Here is a 20,514-nt window from a genome sequence, read left to right as displayed (position 1 = left end):
CCCCGGAATTGCACCGTTCAACTATTAAGCACGCCCGCGTCGCGGCGAGCGTCCGGAAATTTTTTCCGCCATCCGGGCGGCGCGTCGTGCGACCAGTAAAACTTGCGCGCTCCAGTCCCGGGAAAAAACCGCCGCGAGCCCACGGCGAGCGGCCATTCGAGGGGGTAGCGCCCGGTTTTAAAAGGAATTACTCTTCACACGACGATTGAATTATGAAAAATTGATCGGTACTATACCCGCGCGCTTCTTGCAAAGCAAAAGAACCAGATTCTCAACGATTTAAAACTCACGCGCCGGTGGATATAACGATGAAAGACCGTCTGTTCGCAAAACTGTCTGGGGTAGTGGTGGCTTGCGGCGTGATCGCCGGCTGTGCGAGCCAGCCTCCCGCGCCGCCGACTGCGGAGGTGTTCAACAAGTCGCTGGCCGATGCAGACGCCGTCGCGAAGGCGGGGGATCAGGACAAGGCGCTCGGCCTGTACCAGCAGCTCGCGAAATCGGATCCGACGCGCGAGGAGCCGTGGTCGCGCATCGCGCAAATCCAGTTCGCGCAAAACCATTACGGCCAGGCGATCGTCGCCGCCCAGGAAGCGCTGCAGCGCGACGCGACCGATCGTCAGGCGAAGAGCGTGCTGGCCGTCGCCGGCCTGCGGATCGCGACGCAGTCGCTCGGCGAGCTGCGCCAGGATGCGTCGCTCGCGGGCGACGCGAAGTCCGACGCGCAGGCGCTCGCGAAGCAGCTGCGCGACACGCTCGGCGAATCGGCGCTGTTTCCGCCGGAAACCAAGACCGTGAAGCCGCGCCCGCCGCGCCGGGTCGTCCATCGCGCGAAGGGCGGTGCCGCACCGGCCGCCGATGCGGCTGCGCCGACCACCCCGAGCGCGCCGACGCCGCCGGTGGCGCAAAAGGGCAGCGCGGACCCGTTCGGCGCACTGCGCAACTGAAACCGCAACTGACGCGATAACCACAACTAACCTGGGAGCCGTCGAGATGGCCAAGAAAGAAAGCATTCAGAAAAGCTTGCAGAAAATACGGCCGCCGCGCGTCCAGCTGACCTACGAGGTCGAGAAGGGCGATGCGATCGAGGTGAAGGAACTGCCGTTCGTCGTCGGGGTCGTCGGCGATCTGGCGGGCCAGTCCGAAATCGAGCAGCCGAAGCTGCGCGACCGCAAGTTCGTCAATATCGACCGCGACAATTTCGACGACGTGATGAAGGCGATCGAGCCGCGTGCCGCGTTCCAGGTGGAAAACCGCCTGAGCCCGGAAGGCGGCAAGTTCGCGGTCGACCTGAAGTTCCGCTCGCTGTCGGATTTCAGCCCGGACGAAGTCGTCGAACAGGTCGAGCCGCTGCGCCGCCTGCTCGAGGCGCGCTCGAAGCTCGCCGACCTGCGCAACAAGCTCGCCGGCAACGACAAGCTCGAGGATCTGCTGTCCGAGGTGCTGAAGAACACCCAGCAGCTGCAGGAGCTCGCGAAGGGCACCGGCAGCGACAAAGACGGCGAATGACGACGGAGTGTTGAGATGAACCAGCAAACGGCTGCGGCCCAAGCGAGCGGCGCGGAATACGCCGCCGGGACTTCGCTGCTCGACGACATCGTCGAGAAGAGCAAGGTCGCGAAATCCGATTCCGAGCATGCGCGCGCGAAGGACCTGATCGGCGAACTCGTGCACCAGGTGCTCGACGGCACGGTGATCGTGTCGGACAACCTGTCGGCCACGATCGACGCGCGCGTCGCGGAACTCGACCGCCTGATTTCCACGCAGCTTTCCGCCGTGATGCACGCGCCGGAATTCCAGCGCCTCGAAAGCACGTGGCGCGGGCTGGATTATCTGGTCAAGGAAAGCAACACCGGCCAGACGATCAAGATCAAGGCGCTGCACGCGCCGAAGCGCGACCTCGTGCGCGACTTCAAGGGCGCGAGCGAGTTCGACCAGAGCGCGCTGTTCAAGAAGGTCTACGAAGAGGAATTCGGCACGTTCGGCGGCTCGCCGTTCGGTGCGCTGATCGGCGATTACGAGATCTCGCGCCAGCCGGAGGACATGTACTTCATCGAGCAGATGTCGCACGTCGCGGCGGCCGCGCACGCGCCGTTCATCGCGTCGGCGTCGCCGGAGCTGCTCGGCCTCGAGTCGTTCTCCGACCTCGGCAAGCCGCGCGATCTCGGCAAGGTGTTCGACACCGTCGAATACGCGAAGTGGAAGTCGTTCCGCGACGCCGAGGATTCGCGCTACGTCGGCCTGACGCTGCCGCGCTTCCTCGGCCGCCTGCCGTTCAATCCGAAGGACGGCCAGACCGCGGAGAACTTCAACTTCGTCGAGGAAGTCGACGGCACCGATCACGACAAGTACCTGTGGTGCAACGCGGCATGGGCCTTTGCGGCCCGCCTGACGGCCGCGTTCGACGACTTCGGCTGGTGCGCGGCGATCCGCGGCGTCGAAGGCGGCGGCCTCGTCGAGGATCTGCCGACCCACACGTTCAAGACCGACGACGGCGAAGTCGCGCTGAAGTGCCCGACCGAAATCGCGATCACCGATCGCCGCGAGAAGGAGCTGAGCGACCTCGGCTTCATCCCGCTCGTCCATTGCAAGAACTCAGATTACGCCGCGTTCTTCGCTGCGCAGTCGGTGCAGAAACCCAAAAAATACAGCACCGACAGCGCGAATGCGAACGCCGTCCTGTCCGCCCAGCTTCAGTACATCTTCTCGGTATCGCGCGTCGCGCACTACCTGAAGGCGATGATGCGGGACAAGATCGGCAGCTTCGCGTCGGCGCAGAACGTGGAGACTTTCCTCAACCGGTGGATTTCGCAGTACGTCCTGCTCGACGACAACGCCTCGCAGGAACAGAAAGCGCAATTTCCGCTGCGCGAGGCATCCATACAAGTGTCGGAGATTCCGGGCAAGCCGGGCTCGTATCGTTCGGTCGCGTTCCTGCGCCCGCACTTTCAGCTCGACGAACTCTCGATTTCTCTGCGACTTGTCGCTGATCTGCCCAAACCGGCAAATTCATAAGCGAGTAAATCGCCCGGGCGGGCCGCCTGGGTAGGACGTTAAAACCACCTCTTTGGGGAGTCGAAGGGCCATGTTACATATGCACTTGCAGTTTGGTAGTCCCGCGGTGAAGGGCGAATCCGCGGACAAGGACCACCAGGGCTGGATCGAGCTGAAATCGTGGGATCACTCGATCGTTCAGCCGCGTTCGGCAACCGCATCGACCGCTGGCGGTCACACGATGACGCGTTGCGAGCACGGCGACATGATCTTCACGAAGGAAATCGATTCGTCGAGCCCGCTGCTGTACCAGCACGCTTCGGGCGGTACCACGTTCGACGAAGTGACGGTCCATTTCTCGCGCGCGGACGGTGAAGGCAAGCGCGTGCAGTATCTGGAAGTCAAGCTCAAGTACGTGATCATCTCGAGCATCGCCCCGAGCGTTCGCGAGGAAGGTCTGCCCCTCGAGACGTTCTCGCTGAAGTACGCAGCCGTGCAGTGGAAGCAAACCCAGCAGAAGATCGGCGGCAACCAGGGCGGCAACACGCAAGGCGCCTGGAGCCTGACGAAGAACGACAAGACCTACGCGGTCTAAGGTCGGTTGCGGCAACGGGGCGCTCGGCGTCCCGTTGCCGTTTTCGCTGTCAACACCGGCCGATGAAACGATTCGAACCGAGTTTTCTCGACAAGCTGTTCGACGACGAACCGCACCTGCCGGCCTCGGCAGCGATGCGGCAATTGTCGCTGGAAGAGCTGAAGAACACGGTCGCCCGCGACGTCGAGGCGATCCTCAACACCCGTATCGCGCACACCGAGAACGAGTTGGCCACGCTGCCGGAATGCCAGAAATCGGTGCTGACCTACGGGCTGAACGATTTCGCGGGGCTGAGCCTCGCGAGCCATTACGATCGCGCGTTCATCTGCAAGTCGATCCAGCAGGCCATCGCGCGCCACGAGCCGCGCCTGCAGCAGGTGCAGGTGACGTTCGAGCTGAACGAGCAGGCGACCAACGCGCTGTACTTCGCGATCCAGGCGCTGCTCGTCGTGCACCCGGCCGAGGAGCCGGTGAGTTTCGACGCGATGCTGCAACCGTCGACGCTGCAGTATTCGGTCACGCGCGCACGCGCGGCACGCATGCAGTAAACCAAGCCGCCGAGCGGGCCGGACCGCCCGGTGGTGAATCAGGTCCGGCAGGAAATATTGAGGTTCGGGGTCGTCGATGGAAGAATTGCTGCCGTATTACGAACGCGAATTATCGTTTTTGCGGCGCTATTCGCGCGATTTCGCCGAACGCTATCCGAAGATCGCCGCGCGTCTCGCGCTGTCCGGCGAGCATTGCGAGGATCCGCACGTCGAGCGGATGATCGAGTCGTTCGCGCTGCTCGGCGCGCGCATCAACAAGAAGCTCGACGACGACTACCCCGAATTCACCGAAGCGCTGCTGGAAGTGCTGTATCCGCACTACCTGCGGCCGTTCCCGTCGTGCTCGATCGCGCAGTTCACGCCGGCTTCGCCCGGCCAGCAGACCGAACCGGTCGTGATCGATCGTGGCACCGAGCTGAAGAGCCGCCCGATCCGCGGCGTGCAATGCCGGTTCCGCACCGCCTACGACGTGACGCTCGCGCCGATCCGCATCTCGGAGGCGCGCTACACGCCGGTCGCGCTCGCGCCGAGCGCGACGGTGCTGCCGTCGAATGCGACGGGCGTGATCTCGATCACGTTCGAATCGCTCGCCGCGCAGCTCGATCTCGGCGCGCTGAAGCTGTCGACGCTGCGCGCGCACCTGCACGGCGAGCAGTCGTTCGTCGCCGCGCTGACCGACTGCCTGTTCGTCAACGTGCTCGGCGCGTATGTCGAGCCCGAGCGCAACGGCCGCTGGACCGCGCTGCGCAAGCTGCCGATCGCGCAGGCCGGCTTCGCCGAGGACGACGCGCTGATCGACTATCCGGCGAAGTCGCATCCCGCGTACCGGCTGCTCACCGAATACTTCGCATTCCCCGACAAGTTCGATTTCGTCGACTTCGACCTCGCGGCGATCGCACGCGCGTCGGGCCGCTGCCAGCGCGCGACGCTGCACCTCGTGCTGCAGGACGTGCGCAGCGATTCACACGTCGCCCGCTTGCTCGAACTGCTGACCGCGAGCCATTTCCGCCTGTTCTGCACGCCGATCGTCAACCTGTTCCGCCAGCACGGCGAGCCGATTCGCATCACGCATCGCGCGGTCTCGTATCCGGTGATCGCCGAGGCGCGGCGCGCGTTCGCGTACGAGGTGTACTCGATCGACTCGGTGAAGCTCGTCCGGCAGCAGGCGCACGAGGAATCGGTGATCGAGTTCCGGCCGTTCTATTCGTTGCATCACGGTGAAGCGGCGCGAATCGGCCATTACTGGTTCGCGCGCCGCAACGACTGGGTCGCGCAGAAGAGCCCCGGCTACGAAACCGAGATCTCGATCGTCGACATCGACTTCGAGCCGACGTCGCCGCAAACCGACACGCTGAGCCTCGACCTCACCTGCACGAACCGCGACCTGCCTTCGATGCTCGCGTTCGGCCTCGAAGGCGGCGACCTGTTCCAGGAAGGCGGCGCGCAGACGAGCGGCATCTCGCTGCTGCGCCGCCCGACGCAGAGCGTGCGCTTCGAGCGCGGCCGCGCCGCGCACTGGCGACTCGTGTCGCACCTCGCGCTCAACCACGTGTCGCTCGTCGCGCACGGCCTCGCGCCGCTGAAGGAAATGCTGACGCTGTACGACCTGCGGCGCACGGCCGTATCGATGCGCCAGATCGACGGCCTCGTCGGCGTCGAGCAGCGCGGCGCGGTGCAGTGGCTGCCCGGCAAGCCGTTCGCGACCTTCGTGCGCGGCATCGAGATCCGGCTGACGATCGACGAGGAACACTTCGTCGGCGCGAGCCTCGCGTCGTTCGTGCGCGTGCTCGACAGCTTCTTCGGGCTGTACGTCCACCTCAACAGTTTCGTTCAATTGGTCGTCGTGTCGAAGCGCACCGGCGAGGAGATCATCCGATGCAAGCCCCGAACCGGCGAATCGATCCTGGCGTAGTCGATGCGCTGCTCGACGAGCCGCACCGCTTCGAGTTCTTCCAGGCGGTGCGCGTGCTCGAAGGGCTGTTCGCGCGGCAGGCGTCGGATGCGCCCGGCGCGTGGCGGCAGGGCGACGTGGTCGCGCAGCGCATCGCATTCCGCAACACGCTGTCGCTCGGTTTTCCGCCGAGCGAGATCGAAGGCGCGCGCTCGTTCGACGACGACGGCGCGCCGCTGAACTCCGACGAGCAGCGCGGCGCCGCGCTGGCCGCCGGCGAGCTCGGCCGCGTCGAGCTGACGCCCGCGTTCTTCGGGCTGCTCGGCGGGCAGGGCGCGCTGCCGCTGCACTACACCGAGCAGATCGTCGCGCGCGAGCACCTGCGGCGCGACCACGCGGCGCGCGCGTTCTTCGACGTGTTCTCGAACCGCGCGACCGCGCTGTTCTATGCGGCGTGGAAGAAGTACCGGCTGCCGTTCCATTACGAACTCGACCGCGACGAGCGCTACCTGCCGCTGCTGCTCGCGATCGCGGGCGTGCCGAGCGACGAGGTGCGCGACAGTCTCGCGGCCGGCCCGGGCGGCGTGCTCGACGAGGCCGTGGCCGGCTATGCGCTCGCCGCGCGGCACCGGCCGATGTCGGCCGCCTACCTGCAGCGCACGCTGTCCGATTATTTCCGCGTGCCGGTGAAGATCGACCAGTTCATCGGCAAGTGGTACGACGTGCCGCCCGACCAGTTGAGCGTGCTCGGCGAAGTCAACGCGGTGCTCGGCGCGACGGCGCTCGTCGGCGAACGCGTGTGGCAGCGCGACATGCGCGCGCGGATCGTCGTCGGCCCGCTGTCCAAGCGCGATTACGAGGCGTTCCTGCCCGGCGGCGCGCACGCCGTCGCGCTCGAGCGGATGCTGACGCTGCTCGCCGGCGTCACGCTCGAGTACGAGGTGAAGCTCGTGCTCAAGCGCACGGAAGTCGGCGCGAGCGTGCTCGGCGCGGGCTCGCGGCTCGGCTGGGACGCGTTCCTGTGCACGCGCGACGCGCTCGAGGATCGCTCGGACGCCCGCTACGAGCTGCACGTGATTCACTGACCCTAACAACAACACGCAATCGAACCTGAGATCGACGCCATGAGCACGCCTCTGAAGACCCTGATCACGAAACTGAACCCGCTGTGCCGCCACGCGACCGAGCGGGCGGCGAGCGCGTGCCTGGCGCGCGGCCATTACGAGGTCGATCTGGAGCACCTGTTCCTCGCGTTGCTCGACGAAGCGACGGGCGACCTGCCGCTCGCCTTGCGCGCGAGCCGCGTCGATCCGCATGGGCTGCATGCCGATCTCGAACGCGAGCTCACGCGCCTGAAGACGGGCAACACGCGCACGCCGGTGTTCTCCGTGCATCTGATCGCGCTGTTCGAGCAGGCGTGGCTGATCGCGTCGCTCGATTCGCAGCTCGGCCGCATCCGTTCGGGGCACCTGCTGCTTGCGCTGCTGACCGCGCCGGATCTCGCGCAGTTCGCGCAGCGGATGTCGTCGCGGTTCGCGGAAATGAACGTGACGGACCTGAAGCACAAGTTCGACGAGATCATGGCCGGTTCGAGCGAAGCCGAGCCGCGCCAGGCGGACGACGACGGCAGCGACGTCGCGCCGGCCGTCGACGGCGGCGCGCCCGCGGCCGGCCCGTCGAAGACGCCCGCGCTCGACACGTACACGACCAACCTCACGCAGCGCGCGCGCGACGGCAAGATCGATCCCGTGATCGGCCGCGAAGCCGAGATCCGCCAGGCGATCGACATCCTGATGCGCCGCCGTCAGAACAACCCGATCATGACCGGCGAGGCCGGCGTCGGCAAAACGGCGGTCGTCGAAGGGCTCGCGCTGCGGATCGCGGTCGACGACGTGCCGCCGCCGTTGCGCGGCGTCGCGCTGCACGTGCTCGACATGGGGCTGCTGCAGGCCGGCGCGAGCGTGAAGGGCGAGTTCGAGAACCGGCTGAAGAGCGTGATCGACGAGGTGAAGAAGAGCGCGCATCCGATCATCCTGTTCATCGACGAGGCGCACACGATCATCGGCGCGGGCGGCCAGGCCGGCCAGAACGACGCGGCGAACCTGCTGAAGCCGGCGCTCGCGCGCGGCGAGCTGCGCACGATCGCCGCGACGACGTGGAGCGAATACAAGAAGTACTTCGAGAAGGATGCGGCGCTCGCGCGGCGCTTCCAGGTCGTGAAGGTCGAGGAGCCGAGCGAGCCGCTGGCCGCCGCAATGCTGCGCGGGATGTCGGGCCTGATGGAGAAGCACTTCAACGTGCGGATTCTCGACGACGCGATCACCGAGGCCGTGCGCCTGTCGCACCGCTACATCAGCGGCCGCCAGTTGCCGGACAAGGCGATCAGCGTGCTCGACACCGCCTGCGCGAAGGTCGCGCTCGCGCACAGCGCGACGCCGGCCGCGATCGACGATACGAAGAAGCGTATCGAGCGGATCGATGCGGAAATCGCGTCGCTCGAGCGCGAGGCGGCGGGCGGCGCGGCGCACGACGAGCGGCTCGGCGAGCTGCGCGGCGCGCGCGACACGGCGCTCGAACAACTGGCGAAGGATGAAGCACGCTACGAAGCCGAGCGCGTGATCGTCGCCGAGATCACCGAACTGCGCGACACGCTCGACCGCGCGCGCGGCCCGTCGGAAGACGGCGAACCCGTCGATGTGCAGGCCACCCGCGAGAAGCTCGCCGAACGCGTCGCGGCGCTGCACGCGCTGCAAGGTGGCGAGCCGATGGTGCCGCTGCAGGTGGACGGCCACGTCGTCGCCGAGATCGTCGCCGCGTGGACCGGCATTCCGCTCGGCCGGATGGTGAAGGACGAGATCGACACCGTGCTGAACCTGCAGCCGTTGCTCACCGCGCGCGTGATCGGGCAGGACCATGCGCTGGAGGCGATCGCGCAGCGCGTGCGCACGGCGACCGCGAACCTCGAGGATCCGAACAAGCCGCGCGGCGTGTTCATGTTCGTCGGGCCGTCGGGCGTCGGCAAGACCGAGACGGCGCTGGCGCTGGCCGACATCCTGTACGGCGGCGAGCGCAAGATGGTCACGATCAACATGAGCGAGTACCAGGAAGCGCACAGCGTGTCGGGCCTGAAGGGCTCGCCGCCGGGCTACGTCGGTTACGGCGAGGGCGGCGTGCTGACCGAGGCCGTGCGCCGCAACCCGTACTCCGTCGTGCTGCTCGACGAGGTCGAGAAGGCGCATCCGGACGTGCTCGAGATGTTCTTTCAGGTGTTCGACAAGGGCACGATGGACGATGCGGAAGGGCGCGAGATCGACTTCCGCAACACGCTGATCATCCTGACGTCGAACGTCGGCTCGGCCGCGGTGATGCAGGCGTGCCTGAACAAGCCGGCCGAGGAACTGCCCGATCCGGACGCGCTCGCCGAGACGCTGCGCCCGCAGCTGTACAAGACCTTCAAGCCGGCGTTCCTCGGCCGGATGAAGGTCGTGCCGTACTATCCGATTTCCGACGACGTGCTGGCCGAGATCATCGAGCTGAAGCTCGAACGCATCCGCCGCCGGATCGAAGCGAACCACAAGGCCGCGTTCGAATGGGACGAGTCGCTCGTCGACGCGGTGCTCGCGCGCTGCACCGAGGTCGACTCGGGCGCCCGCAACGTCGACCACATCCTGAACGGCACGCTGCTGCCGGAGATCGCGGGCCACGTGCTCGGCCGGATCGCCGACGGCGCGGCCATCGCGCGCATCGCGGTGCGCGCGGACGAGGCCGGCGAATTCGCGTACACCGTCGAATGAGCGCGGCCGCGCAACCCGCATTGATGAACTGACCGAACCATGCCGATCAATCTCCCCGAGCTGCTGACGCCGATCAGCGACGCGTCGCCCAGCGGCGACGACCTGCTGTTTTCGAACGAATTCGACGCGATCCAGGACGCGCGGCGCTACGACGACCCGACGCTCGACCAGGGCGAATGGGTGACCGAGATCAAGGAGGCCGACTGGGGCTTCGTCGTCGATCACGCGGGCGAGTTGCTGCGCACGCGTACGAAGGACCTGCGGCTCGCCGTGTGGCTGACCGAGGCGCTCGCGCTCGAGGACGGCATCACCGGTCTCACCGAAGGCTATGCGCTGCTCGAGGGCCTGTGCCGCGACTTCTGGGACAGCTTCCACCCGCTGCCCGAGGACGACGACATCGAGCACCGGCTCGGCAACGTCGCGTGGCTGTCCGGCCGCACGGCCGAGCTGCTGCGCGCGGTGCCGCTGACGGACGGCGCATCGAACGCGTTCAGCACGCTCGACTGGGAAGTCGCGCAGCACGTCGCGCAGTCGATCAAGCGCGACCCCGAACACGCGGACGACATCGCGCGCGGCAAGCCGTCGATCGAGCAGATCGACGCGTCGCGGCGCGTGACGTCGATCGCGTTCTACACGGCGCTGCTGGCGAACCTGAAGGCGTTCGAATTCGCGCTCGATGCGTTCGAGGAGCGGCTCGTCGAGCGCGCGGGCGATTCGGCGCCGAGCTTCCGGCAGGCGCGCGACGCGTTCGAGACGGTGTACCGGCTCGCCGAGCGCTTTGCGCGCGAACAGGGTTATACGGGCAGCGCGCCGCACACGCAGGCGGCGCCGCAGGCCCAGCCAGAACGCATCGAGCCGGTGTTCGGCCAGCCGATCCAGACCGAGGAGACTCACGTGCAGCAGCAGACCGCTTCGTGTCCTCCGGTGACGCAGATGATCGCCGGCATCCAGAACCGTGCGCAGGCCGTCGACCAGTTGCGTGCGGTGGCGCGCTATTTCCGTCAGACCGAGCCGCACAGCCCGGTCGCGTATCTCGCCGACAAGGCGGCCGAATGGGCCGACATGCCGCTGCACAAGTGGCTCGAGAGCGTCGTGAAGGACGACGGCTCGCTGTCGCATATTCGCGAGCTGCTGGGCGTGCGGCCCGACGAGCAGGCGTAAACGCAAGACGGGCGGTGCATCGCTGCCGCCGCCCGTCGTGTGCCGTGCCGCGCCGCTTCGCCATCGAGCGAGCGGCCGGCCGATTCCCCGTTACACCCGTTACTGCCCGACGCGGAATTCGATCCGCCGATTCCTCGCCCGCCCATCCGCCGTATCGTTCGGCGCGATCGGCTGATCCGGGCCCACCCCCGTCGTCGTCATCTGCTGCGGCGGAATGCTCTTCGTGATCAGGTAGCCCTTCACCGCATCCGCCCGCGCCTGGCTCAGCGCGATGTTCGACGTCCGGTTCCCCGAATTGTCGGTGTGGCCGATGATGTCGACCGTGCGGTTCTGCATCTTCGCGAGCGCGGCCGCCATCTGGTCGAGGATCAGCTTGCCCTGCGGCGTCAGCGTCGCGCTGCCGGTCTCGAACTCGATCGTCCGGTTCGCGAGCGTCTGGTCGAGCACGCCCTGTTCGGACGCCGACACGCGCAGCCCGTTCTTGATCGTGTACGTCGGGTTCAGCGTGTTCGCCATGTCGCTCGCGAGCTGCTGGCGCTGCGCCTCGTTGTGCACCTCGCCCTTCATCTCGATCTGCGTGCCGTTGATCTTCAACTGGCCCTTGCTGATCTGCTTGAGCTGCGCGCCGAGCAGCTTCTGCACGTTCGCGCTCCAGTTCGGCGGCGTCGCGACGTCGCCCACCTCGACCTGGTCGACGACGTTCGTCGCGCCGTAGGTATCGCGCAGCTTCTGCAGCACGGCCGCCTTGGTCGCCTCGTCGGGCACCTTGCCTCCGACGACCACCTGACCGGGCGTGGCGTTCGCGGGCGGCGGCGCGATCGTGCCGGCGGTGCCGTGCACCACCGTGCCGGACGCGCCGCCGGCGTTCGGGTTCGCCTGCGGCAGCGCGGTCGTCGCGACCGTGCCGTTGCCGACCGGCGTGACGGTCGCGCCCGTGTTCTGCGCGAAGGCCGCGCCGCTCGCGACGAGGCCGGCCGCGAACAGCGCGGCGAGGGCGGGCGAGACGGCGGCCGACAGGCGTGCGCGCGGGGCGTGGATCGTGCGATGCATGCCGTCAGCCTCCGATGAACGCTTCGCGGAACGCGTCGATGGCGACGCGCAGCGAGAGTTGCGGTTGGTCGAGGTAGCTGACGAGCTTGCTGATCTGGTGATCGTTTTGCGCATGGGCGTCGATCCACTCGGGATCGTCGATGTCGATGTTGTGGGCGGCGTAGGTCTGCGGGTCGACGACGCTCAGCAGCGTTTTCGCCGACGCGCCGTTGAAGCCGATGACGAGCCGTTCGCGCTCGGCGATCGTGCCGATGAAGATCGCGAGCTCGAAGTCGGCCTGCGCGACGAACGGCGCGATCAGCTCGAGCCAGAACGCGGCGACGAGGCTGCGGTAGAACGGATCGACCGGCAGCGGCAGCGTGAGGCCGCGCTCGATGTGCGACGAGCCGCTCTGCATCACCGGCCGCAGCAGCGAGCCGAGCGCGAGCATCGCGCCGCGCAGCCGCACCGGATGACCGCTTTCGAGCAGCATCTCCTGCAGGCCGTACAGCGTCTGGTGTTCGACGAAATCGTTGAAGGTGCCGTCATGCGACGTGCCCGGGCCGCCGACGTCGATCGGCACCTGCGTGTCGCCGAGCGCCTGGAGCGCGCCGGGCGGCTCGTCCTTGCCGAGCAGCGGCGGAATCTGCGCGGCGACGCGCGACCACAGCCGCGCGAACGCGAGCGGGCTGCGCGCGAGGAACGCCAGCGGCCGGTCGACCTCAAGCGCGGTCGCGCCGAGGAACGGGAAGCGGCGCATCGACACGTCGTGGCTCGCGACCATGTGGCCCGCGATCGCGAGCTTGCTGCGCGAGCCGAGGAACGCGAAATGCATCGGCTTCGCATCCTCGTAGACGATCTTCCAGCGCGGATCTTCCGCGAGCAGCTCCAGCGCCTGCGCGATCCAGCGATCGAGCGTCTGCAGCAGTTGCGGATTGTGCGCGCTCTTCACGAAGTCGCCGCGCGACGGAATCTTGCCGAAGTAGGCGATTTGCGCCTGTACGGTTTGCGTCATTGCGCCCTCTGTGCATTCGTTGCGTTGGCGGCCGCGACGGCCGGCGCTGCGCCCGGCGTGCCGGTGCCGGCTTGCGTCGCGTTCTGCGCGGCGCCCGCGCTCGCGTCGGCGACCGACGACGGCAGCTGCAGGCCGCGCAGGCTTTGCTGCTGCGGCTGATCGCCGCCGCCGGCCGACGGTTGCGACGTGCTGATGATGCGCATCGTCACCGACACGTTCACGCTGCCCTGTGCCCACGTCAGGTCGAAGGTGCCGTCCGGACGCCGCTTGCGCTGCGCCGAGTTGATCAGCTTCTCGAGACCGTAGCGGCCCGGCTCGTTGACGAGCTGCACCGTGCGGCCGTCGAAGGTCGTCGCGGACAGCGTCGCGCCCGGCGAACCTTGCGGATTCGGCCACACGAAGTTGGTCCACTGCGGCGGCGTGTTGCGGTAGCGCAGTTGCTGGCCGTCGATCGCGATCGTGTATTCCGTCGTGCCCGTGCTCGGTTGCGGCAGGATCTGGAACACGGTCTGCGGCTCGGCCGACGCGGCCGCGCTGCCGGCGGCGCCGCCCGCGAGCGGTGCGACCCAGCGTGCGAAGCCGTTCGTGAAGTCCGGCGTGAGCCCGATGCCCATGTCGCCCCACGTGCGGGCGGCGAGCGTGTCGCCGCGGCGCACCGCGAGCGGCCCGAGCGTCGTGCCGACGAACTTCGCGATCGAGCCGTCCGGACCGAACACCTGCGCGATCTCGCCGGCGCCGGCCTCGACCTTCGCGTTCGCCGCGAACGGGTACTTGGTCGCGAGCGAGCTCTGGAACGGCTGGTAGACCTGCGCGTTCCACACCTTGTTGACTTCGGCGCTGGCCGGCTGGATCACGACCGCGAACGCCTGCATCAGCGGCCGCACCAGCAGCGGGCGCAGCGACTTGCGTTGCGAATCGGTCAGGCCCGTCAGCATCTGCTCGTCGACGAGCTTCAGCGAATCGGCGAGTTCCGACCCGTTGCCGTCGAGCGTCTGCTGCATCAGCTGGCGCGCGCCCGGGCCCGGGTCGCCCTGGTTCTTGATCACGTTGAAGCGCGTGCGAACCTTCGACAGCGACTCCATGTAGCCCTTCAGCATCGACGTGCCGTCATGCGTCGCGACGATCCGCGCGAGGCCGACGAACTCCTGGCCGATCGGACCCATCGGCACCTCGGCCGGGTTGCCGTTGATGTCGATGTTGGCCGCCGCCACCTGGCCGGCCTGCGTGCGCGTGAACAGCTGCTTGACCCAGTTCACGACGCCCGTCTGTGCCTTCTTGATCGTCACGTTCGCGAGCGACGGGTTGTCCCACGACGTCTGGTCGTACGCGGTCTCGAGGATCTTGCGGATCGGCGAATCCTGCGGATCGCCCAAACGGTTCATCCCGTCGACGGCCTGGCCGAAGCTCGTGAAGCCCTGTACCGCGATGCCCTGCATGAACTTCTGCCAGTGCTGCGCGTACTCGGTCTTGTACATGCCGACGAGCGTCTTCTGGATCTGTTCGGGGCTGCCCTCGAGCGTCAGGTCGTCCTGCGTCGACGTGTTGAGCACCCAGTCCTTCGCCTGCAGTTCCTTGGTCGCCGCGTCGCGGATCGCCGGCTGCACGTAGTCGAACCACGCTTCGCGCGTGAACGTGCCCGGAATCGCGTAGCTGCCTGCCACGAGCCCCTGGTTGCCGTCGCCGACGATGCGCGCGATGGTCATCGGCGCGAAGCGGGTCGACGCGCGCGCCTTGATTTCCTCGTACACGCGCTGGCGGGCCGGCATGCCGCGCACGACGCGGCGCAGGTTCTCGCGGGTCTGGTCGACGAGCGCGAGGTTCGCGTCGATCATCGGCCAGTCGTTGTCGTTCACGCGCGACAGGTAGAACGAGATCATGCGCTCGGCGCTCCGGATCATCTCGTCGCGCGGCATGTTGCCGCGATTCGTCTCGAGCCAGCCGCGCCAGAAGCGGGCGAGCTGGTCGGTCAGGTGCGCCTGTTCGACGTGACGCTTGTCGGACAGCATCAGGTACGTCTTCAGCGCGTTGTACGCGTCCTGCACGTTGGTCGGCGATGCGTCGCTGTAGAGGCCGCCCTGCGGCGCGGCCGCCTGCTGCGGGGCGGCGGCCGGCGCGGCGCCCGACGCGGCCAGCACGGCGCCGGCTTGCGGCGCGGCGCCTGCCGCGTTCGTCGAGACCGGCAGCGTGCCGCCCTGCACGGCGCCCGATTCCGGCGGGCGCGTCATCGGCACGAGCTGTTCGGGGTGCGCGTTCACGTCCTTCATGAACGACGCGAGGTTCTGCGACACGGGGGCCAGCAGGATCTGGCGCACGCCGTTGTAGTACTCGGTCAGCAGGTGCTGCTCGAGACGGTCGCCCTGGTACAGGCCGAGCGACACCGACAGCGGCTTGTCGCGGCGGAACTGTTCGAGCTGCTCGATCCGGTCCTCGATGATGTCCATCGCCTGCAGGCGCGACTGCAGGTCGTTGCGGCCCTGCTGCAGGCGCGTGACGTTGTCGAGGTCGGCCTGCACGTTCGCGACGAGCTGCTGGTTGCCGATCGTCGACCAGGTCCAGCCGCCCAGCGCGAGCGCGAGCGCCGCGACGAAGCCGAAGAAGGTCGCGTAGCGCAGCCGCGTCTTGGTCGGGCTCGCGAACTGGCGTACCGTCTGGCGGTCGGCGAAGATCACCTTCGAGAACAGGTCGCGCAGGAAGAAGCCGTTCTTCGAGAACGCGCTGTGCGGTTTCGGCAGTGCGCTCCCGTCGAGGCCGAAGCGGTGCGCGATGCGCTGCGCGGCCGCGCTGTTGGTTTCGCCTTCCTGCAGCGCGCTGGTGAAGTAGAAGCCGCGGAAGATCGGCTTGTACTGGAACGGGTTGTTCTCGAACAGCGTCGCGAGGAACGCGCGCAGCGACGGCTTGATCGTCGAGAATTCGAGCGGGAAGCTCAGCTGGCCCGGCGATAGCTGGTTGCCGCGCGACAGCGACAGCTGCGCGACGCTGATTTCCTTCAGCCCTTCGTAGAGTTCCTCGAAGTGCGTGTCGAACTGCGCGACGACGTCGCGCTTGTCGTCGGGCTCGTAGGGCAGGGTGGCGCCCCACACGCGGTCGTACTCGTGCTTGTCGCTGCTGCTGAAGAATTCGGTGAAGCCGGTGATCAGATCGGCCTTCGTGAACATCACATAGACCGGCGCGAATACTTCGAGCTTTTCCGTCAGCTCCTGAACGCGCTGGCGGAGGTTCTTCGCGAGGTTGATCGCGAATTCGGGGCGGTTGCCGGTGAGTTCGGCGATGCTCGCCGTGACGATGATGCCGTTGATCGGCGCCTTCGGGCGGTAGCGCTTGAGCAGCCCGAGGAAGCCGAGCCACTCGCTGCGGTCTTCCTCGTGCACCGAATAGCGGCCGGCCGTGTCGAGCAGGATCCCTTCGGTCGTGAAGAACCAGTCGCAGTTGCGCGTGCCGCCGATGCCGTGGATCACCGCGCTGTTCTTGTCCGCGAACGGGAACTGCAGGCCGGAATTGAGCACGGCGCTGCTCTTGCCCGCGGCCGGGTTGCCGATCACGATGTACCACGGCAGTTCGTACAGCGCGGAGCCGCCTGACACCTGGCCGATCTTCGACGTCTTGATCGTCTTCACCGCATCCGACAGGCGCGTGCGCAGCACGTCGAGGTCGGCCGTCTTCGCGTCCGGCGCGAGCGCGGCGGCGGCCGGTGCGGCGATCTTGCCGGTTTCCGCCTGCTCTTCCAGCACCTGGCCGAGCGCCTGGTTCGCGCGCTTCACGCGCCAGCGGCGCCACAGCGCGACGACGAGCCACAGCGCGAGGACCGCCGCGAACGCGATCGCCGCCCACAGGAGCGGCAGCTGCAGCATGTCGGCGACGATGAACAGAATGGCCGCTAGCGCGACGATCCCGACGATCGAGAGCGTACGCGGATGAGTCAGCACGTTGAGGATGCGTTGCATAGGACGTTCAGGTTCCGGTGCGATTCGGTGAGGCGACGCAGGCGCGCCGAGCGGCAAGGGTGGCGCCGCGATGTGTCGCCATGCTGTCAAACGGGATGAAGGAGGCTGGCATCAATGCGCCCGCGGCATCGGAGAAGGCGCGCGCATTAACGAAAGGACGCTGTGAGATTTAAAACGGAAACGGCGGCCGGAAAAAATCGCGCACCGGAATGCCCGACTGTTTACGCCGCCCAAATCGTTTCCTGCCGGGTGATTAAAAAGCCCCATGCCGCCCTCATTATTTCTTGTCCGGCAGCGCTGACTAGCTGCCGCGTCCCAGTTTAAAACCGGGTTTATGGTATTCCACGTGCCCGAGATCCATCATTTTCCATCGGCCGCCCCAGGTCAGGCCGACTTGCTCGGCGACCTGGCCGTACAACTGATAGCCGCGCATCGCCCATGGATCTTTCTCGGAAATGACCAGCTTGCCGTCGCGCAGGAACGCGTTATCGGCCGCCAGCCCGAACTGGTGATAACTCTGGAAGGCCGCCGCATTGGTCACGTTCGTGCCCATCTGCGCGAGCCGGTTCTGTCGTTCCGGGCTCCGGTAGCCTTCCAGCAGCGCCATTTCATAACCATATTGTTCGTGCATGATCTTGTAGATCAGCAGCAGACGCGTCCGGAAATCCGGGTCCAGCAGGTTCCAGTCGCGGCTCGCATCCTTCAGCGCCGGGCGGACCTGTTCGACTTCCTTCGTGGCAAAGACTTCCGGCGGCAACGGCGGCGGCGGCACGAGTTGTTCGCCCTGCAACAGCGCGGCGATCTTCTCGTCGGGCACGCGCGCGGTGTCGTCGTACTGAAATAATTGCCGACCGCGTAACGCAATGGCCACCAATGGCGGCGTCGCAAGAATACCTGCCGACACCATAATCATCAAGCGCCGCCGAACCAGTAAATTTTGCACGTCGCTTAATGCACCGCGCGTCACGCTTGCCGATTTAACAATCTGACTTCGCGTGCGTGCGGCGCGCGCGTTCGCACGGCGTGTAAGACGGCCGTGAAACTGGGCGACGGATTCGAAAACGGTCGCGCGGATACCCGGTAAAAGCAACAGTGCCGCGAGGGCGACGGCAAGGGCGAAATAGGCGACGAGTGCGACGGCAATCAACGAAATCCCCGGAAATTGGAATTGATTGTGTTTTGCAATGCTTGCTCTTAGAATCAGGCTGCTTCGAGAGGCCGGGCTATATTATCGCGGTGAATTAAACCAGGATTCAATGAGACGCTGAATGAGTGCGCCGGAAAATTCAAATTCGAAAACTCCGCCCAGCCTGCTGTCCGATACTAAACCGGCAGGCGAGGGAGGACCTCGGCAGTCGCGCATTCTCGCGGATCTGGAAGGGCGTGTCACGCCGCCCGCCGAGCCGCCGCGCCGTTCGCTGAAGGCGCCGCTCGCCGCCGTCGTGGCGTTGGTGGTGGCCGTCGGCGGCTGGGGCGCGTGGCGCATGCAGCAGTCGTCGGGCGAACCGCGCGTGGCCGTTGCGGCCGCGACGGCACCCGCGGCGGCTGCGCCGGACAAGGCCGCACCGGCCAGCGGCGCCGCCGTGCAGGTCGCGCAGAACGGCGCGTCCGCTGCGTCCGCTGCGTCGGCCGCGCAACCGGCCACGATCGTCAACGACGATTCGGCGTCCCAGACCGTTGCGGCCGCATCCACGTCGGGCGCATCCGCCGCCTCTGCTCCCGCCGCGGACAACAGTCGCCTGTCGCGCGCGCTCGCCAAAGGCGCCGACGACGCATCGGGCGCGGCCACCGCCGGCGTAGCCGCAACCGCAACCGCCGCCACGGCGGCGACGACCAGGACCGCGAAGGCCGACGCGTCGAAGAGCGCGAAGGTCGCGGCCCGCGGCAAGACCGACACGAAGGTCGAGGCGAAGGCCGACACGAAGGCAGAAGCCCGCAAGCATCGCAAGGAACAGCAGGCCGAGCTCGCGCAGGCGAAGAAGCGTCGCGAAGCGGCGCCGACCCGAACCGCGAAGGCGGGCGCGAAGGACGATCCGGACGCCGATCTGCTTGCGGCGCTCGTCGCGCGCACGAAGCCGGCCGACAAGAAGCTCGCCGCCGAGAAGGCGCAGGCCGTGCCGACCAAGGCGTCGGCGACGACCGGCGGCTCGCTGGCGTCGCGCGTGAAGGCGTGTTCGGAGCGCGGTTTCTTCGAGGATCAGCTGTGCCGCTGGCGCGTGTGCGACGGCCACTGGGGCAAGGACCCCGCGTGCCCGAGCGCCGCGCAGTCGGAGACGCGGCAGTAACGCGTGCCGCGCCCGTCACGATGGCTTTCCTGTCAGCGCCGCCCATTGGGCGGCGCGTTGTTTTCGGGGCAGGCAGACGCTGCCGGTATGATGCCGGGTGACGTTGTCACGAGCGCGTCACGCCCGTCGGGCATACGTCTCCTTTCTTTTCCCGGCGCGGGCCCGCGACCCGCGATGCGCGGCGCGCCGCGCGCCGCACCCCCTTCGACACGATGGACCTGATCGTACAGACTTACGGCGCCGATACGTCCGGCATGGTGTGCGGATTCCGCTTCGTTCCGGGCGGCGCCGGCGCGCTGCTCGATGCCGACGCGGCCGCCGCGTGGCTGCGCACCTGCCGCGAGCACGGCGCGGCCGCATCGGGCGATTTCGTCTGGCTGCATTTCAATCTCGCGCACGGCGCGAGCGAGCGCTGGATGCGCACGCATCTCGGCTTGCCCGACAGCTTCTTCGAATTCCTGCACGAAGGCTCGCGCTCGACGCGCATCGAGCAGGAGGACGGCGCGTTGCGCGCGGTCGTCAACGACGTGATGTTCAACCTCGAGCTCACGCCGTCGGAGATCGCGACGCTGTTCGTGCACGTCGAGCGGCGCATCATGGTGACCGCGCGGCTCAAGCCGCTGCGCTCGGTCGACACGCTGCGCGCGTCCGTGCGCGACGGCGAACTGTTCCGCTCGCCCGCGGAGCTGCTCGTGCATCTGCTGCGCGACCAGGCCGATCTGCTGATCCAGATCATGCGGCGCACGAGCATCGACGTCGATCGCATCGAGGATCGCTTCCTGTCGCAGCGGCTCACGTCGAGCCGCATCGAGCTCGGTGCGATGCGCCGCACGCTGACGCGCCTGCAGCGCATGCTCGCGCCGGAGCCCGGGTCGATCTTCCGGCTGCTCGCGAAGCCGCCCGCGTGGCTGCATACGGAAGACGTGCAGGAGCTGCGCGAGTCGACCGAGGAATTCTCGCTGGTGCTCGCCGATCTGGCGGGGCTCAACGAGCGGATCAAGCTGCTGCAGGAAGAGATCGGTTCGCGCCTCGACGAGCAGAACAACCGGACGCTGTTCACGCTGACGCTCGTCACCGTGATCGCGCTGCCGATCAACATCGTCGCGGGCTTCTTCGGGATGAACGTCGGCGGCGTGCCGTTCTCGGAGAACAAGCACGGCTTCTGGCTGATGGTGCTGCTCGTCGCGGGCTTCACCGCGCTGGCCGCGTGGTGGGCGTTCCGGCGCCGCGACGATCGCTAGCGCGGCATCGAGCGCTGCATCAA

Annotated in this window: 15 protein-coding genes; 11 read left to right on the top strand and 4 right to left on the bottom strand. The window is 67.2% G+C overall.

Going from position 1 to position 20,514, the window contains the following annotated elements; translation table 11 throughout:
• Positions 1-308 precede the first annotated feature (308 nt).
• The 9 genes from HWX14_RS34500 (at position 309) to tssA (ending at position 10,980) form a co-directional block, all read left to right on the top strand.
• Positions 309-944, top strand: coding sequence for a tetratricopeptide repeat protein (locus HWX14_RS34500; protein ID WP_175886569.1), 636 nt, complete (start codon positions 309-311; stop codon positions 942-944).
• Between the two features lie 46 nt (positions 945-990).
• Positions 991-1,506, top strand: coding sequence for a type VI secretion system contractile sheath small subunit (gene tssB, locus HWX14_RS34495; RefSeq protein ID WP_027783377.1), 516 nt, complete (start codon positions 991-993; stop codon positions 1,504-1,506).
• Positions 1,507-1,521: 15 nt separating this feature from the next.
• A complete protein-coding gene (tssC, locus tag HWX14_RS34490; protein WP_175886568.1) occupies positions 1,522-3,012 on the top strand; it encodes a type VI secretion system contractile sheath large subunit in 1,491 nt (496 codons plus the stop codon).
• Positions 3,013-3,082: 70 nt separating this feature from the next.
• The gene (locus tag HWX14_RS34485) at positions 3,083-3,586 is read left to right on the top strand and encodes a type VI secretion system tube protein Hcp (RefSeq protein ID WP_006477093.1); all 504 of its coding nucleotides are present in this window, start codon (positions 3,083-3,085) and stop codon (positions 3,584-3,586) included.
• Between the two features lie 62 nt (positions 3,587-3,648).
• The gene (gene tssE, locus HWX14_RS34480; protein WP_089488119.1) at positions 3,649-4,134 is read left to right on the top strand and encodes a type VI secretion system baseplate subunit TssE; all 486 of its coding nucleotides are present in this window, start codon (positions 3,649-3,651) and stop codon (positions 4,132-4,134) included.
• A 76-nt stretch (positions 4,135-4,210) separates the two neighbouring features.
• A complete protein-coding gene (tssF, locus tag HWX14_RS34475) occupies positions 4,211-6,046 on the top strand; it encodes a type VI secretion system baseplate subunit TssF (RefSeq protein ID WP_175886567.1) in 1,836 nt (611 codons plus the stop codon).
• Positions 6,010-7,110: a type VI secretion system baseplate subunit TssG gene (tssG, locus tag HWX14_RS34470; protein ID WP_175886566.1), complete on the top strand. Its 1,101-nt coding sequence runs from the start codon at positions 6,010-6,012 to the stop codon at positions 7,108-7,110. Before tssF ends, tssG begins: the two co-directional genes overlap by 37 nt.
• Positions 7,111-7,149: 39 nt before the next feature.
• Positions 7,150-9,819 carry a type VI secretion system ATPase TssH gene (gene tssH, locus HWX14_RS34465; RefSeq protein ID WP_175886565.1) on the top strand — a complete coding sequence of 890 codons (2,670 nt, stop codon included), beginning with the start codon at positions 7,150-7,152 and terminating at the stop codon, positions 9,817-9,819.
• A 39-nt stretch (positions 9,820-9,858) separates the two neighbouring features.
• On the top strand, positions 9,859-10,980 hold the full coding sequence (tssA, locus tag HWX14_RS34460; RefSeq protein WP_175886564.1) for a type VI secretion system protein TssA: 1,122 nt from the start codon (positions 9,859-9,861) through the stop codon (positions 10,978-10,980).
• 99 nt (positions 10,981-11,079) lie between these two features.
• Here the strand turns inward: tssA and HWX14_RS34455 are convergent, their stop codons facing one another.
• The 4 genes from HWX14_RS34455 to HWX14_RS34440 all read right to left on the bottom strand — a co-directional run bounded on the left by HWX14_RS34455 (position 11,080) and on the right by HWX14_RS34440 (position 18,112).
• A complete protein-coding gene (locus HWX14_RS34455; RefSeq protein ID WP_175886563.1) occupies positions 11,080-12,030 on the bottom strand; it encodes an OmpA family protein in 951 nt (316 codons plus the stop codon).
• A gap of 4 nt (positions 12,031-12,034) precedes the next feature.
• On the bottom strand, positions 12,035-13,024 hold the full coding sequence (tagF, locus tag HWX14_RS34450) for a type VI secretion system-associated protein TagF (RefSeq protein WP_175886562.1): 990 nt from the start codon (positions 13,022-13,024) through the stop codon (positions 12,035-12,037).
• Entirely contained in the window at positions 13,021-16,965 is a 3,945-nt protein-coding gene (gene tssM, locus HWX14_RS34445; RefSeq protein WP_175886561.1) for a type VI secretion system membrane subunit TssM, read from the bottom strand. The genes tagF and tssM overlap by 4 nt, the downstream gene beginning before the upstream one ends.
• Before the next feature lie 301 nt (positions 16,966-17,266).
• A complete protein-coding gene (locus tag HWX14_RS34440) occupies positions 17,267-18,112 on the bottom strand; it encodes a M15 family metallopeptidase (protein ID WP_175886560.1) in 846 nt (281 codons plus the stop codon).
• A gap of 121 nt (positions 18,113-18,233) precedes the next feature.
• Between HWX14_RS34440 and HWX14_RS34435 the strand changes: the two genes are divergently transcribed.
• A complete protein-coding gene (locus HWX14_RS34435; protein ID WP_175886559.1) occupies positions 18,234-19,250 on the top strand; it encodes a phage tail protein in 1,017 nt (338 codons plus the stop codon).
• Positions 19,251-19,462: 212 nt separating this feature from the next.
• Positions 19,463-20,491: a transporter gene (locus HWX14_RS34430; RefSeq protein WP_175886558.1), complete on the top strand. Its 1,029-nt coding sequence runs from the start codon at positions 19,463-19,465 to the stop codon at positions 20,489-20,491.
• The last annotated feature ends 23 nt before the right edge of the window (positions 20,492-20,514 follow it).

It is taken from the genome of Burkholderia sp. BCC0044, from assembly GCF_902832955.1.
Classification (GTDB): domain Bacteria; phylum Pseudomonadota; class Gammaproteobacteria; order Burkholderiales; family Burkholderiaceae; genus Burkholderia.
The sequence above is the reverse complement of the archived record's forward strand: the minus strand, read 5'-3'. Positions and strand labels throughout refer to the sequence as shown.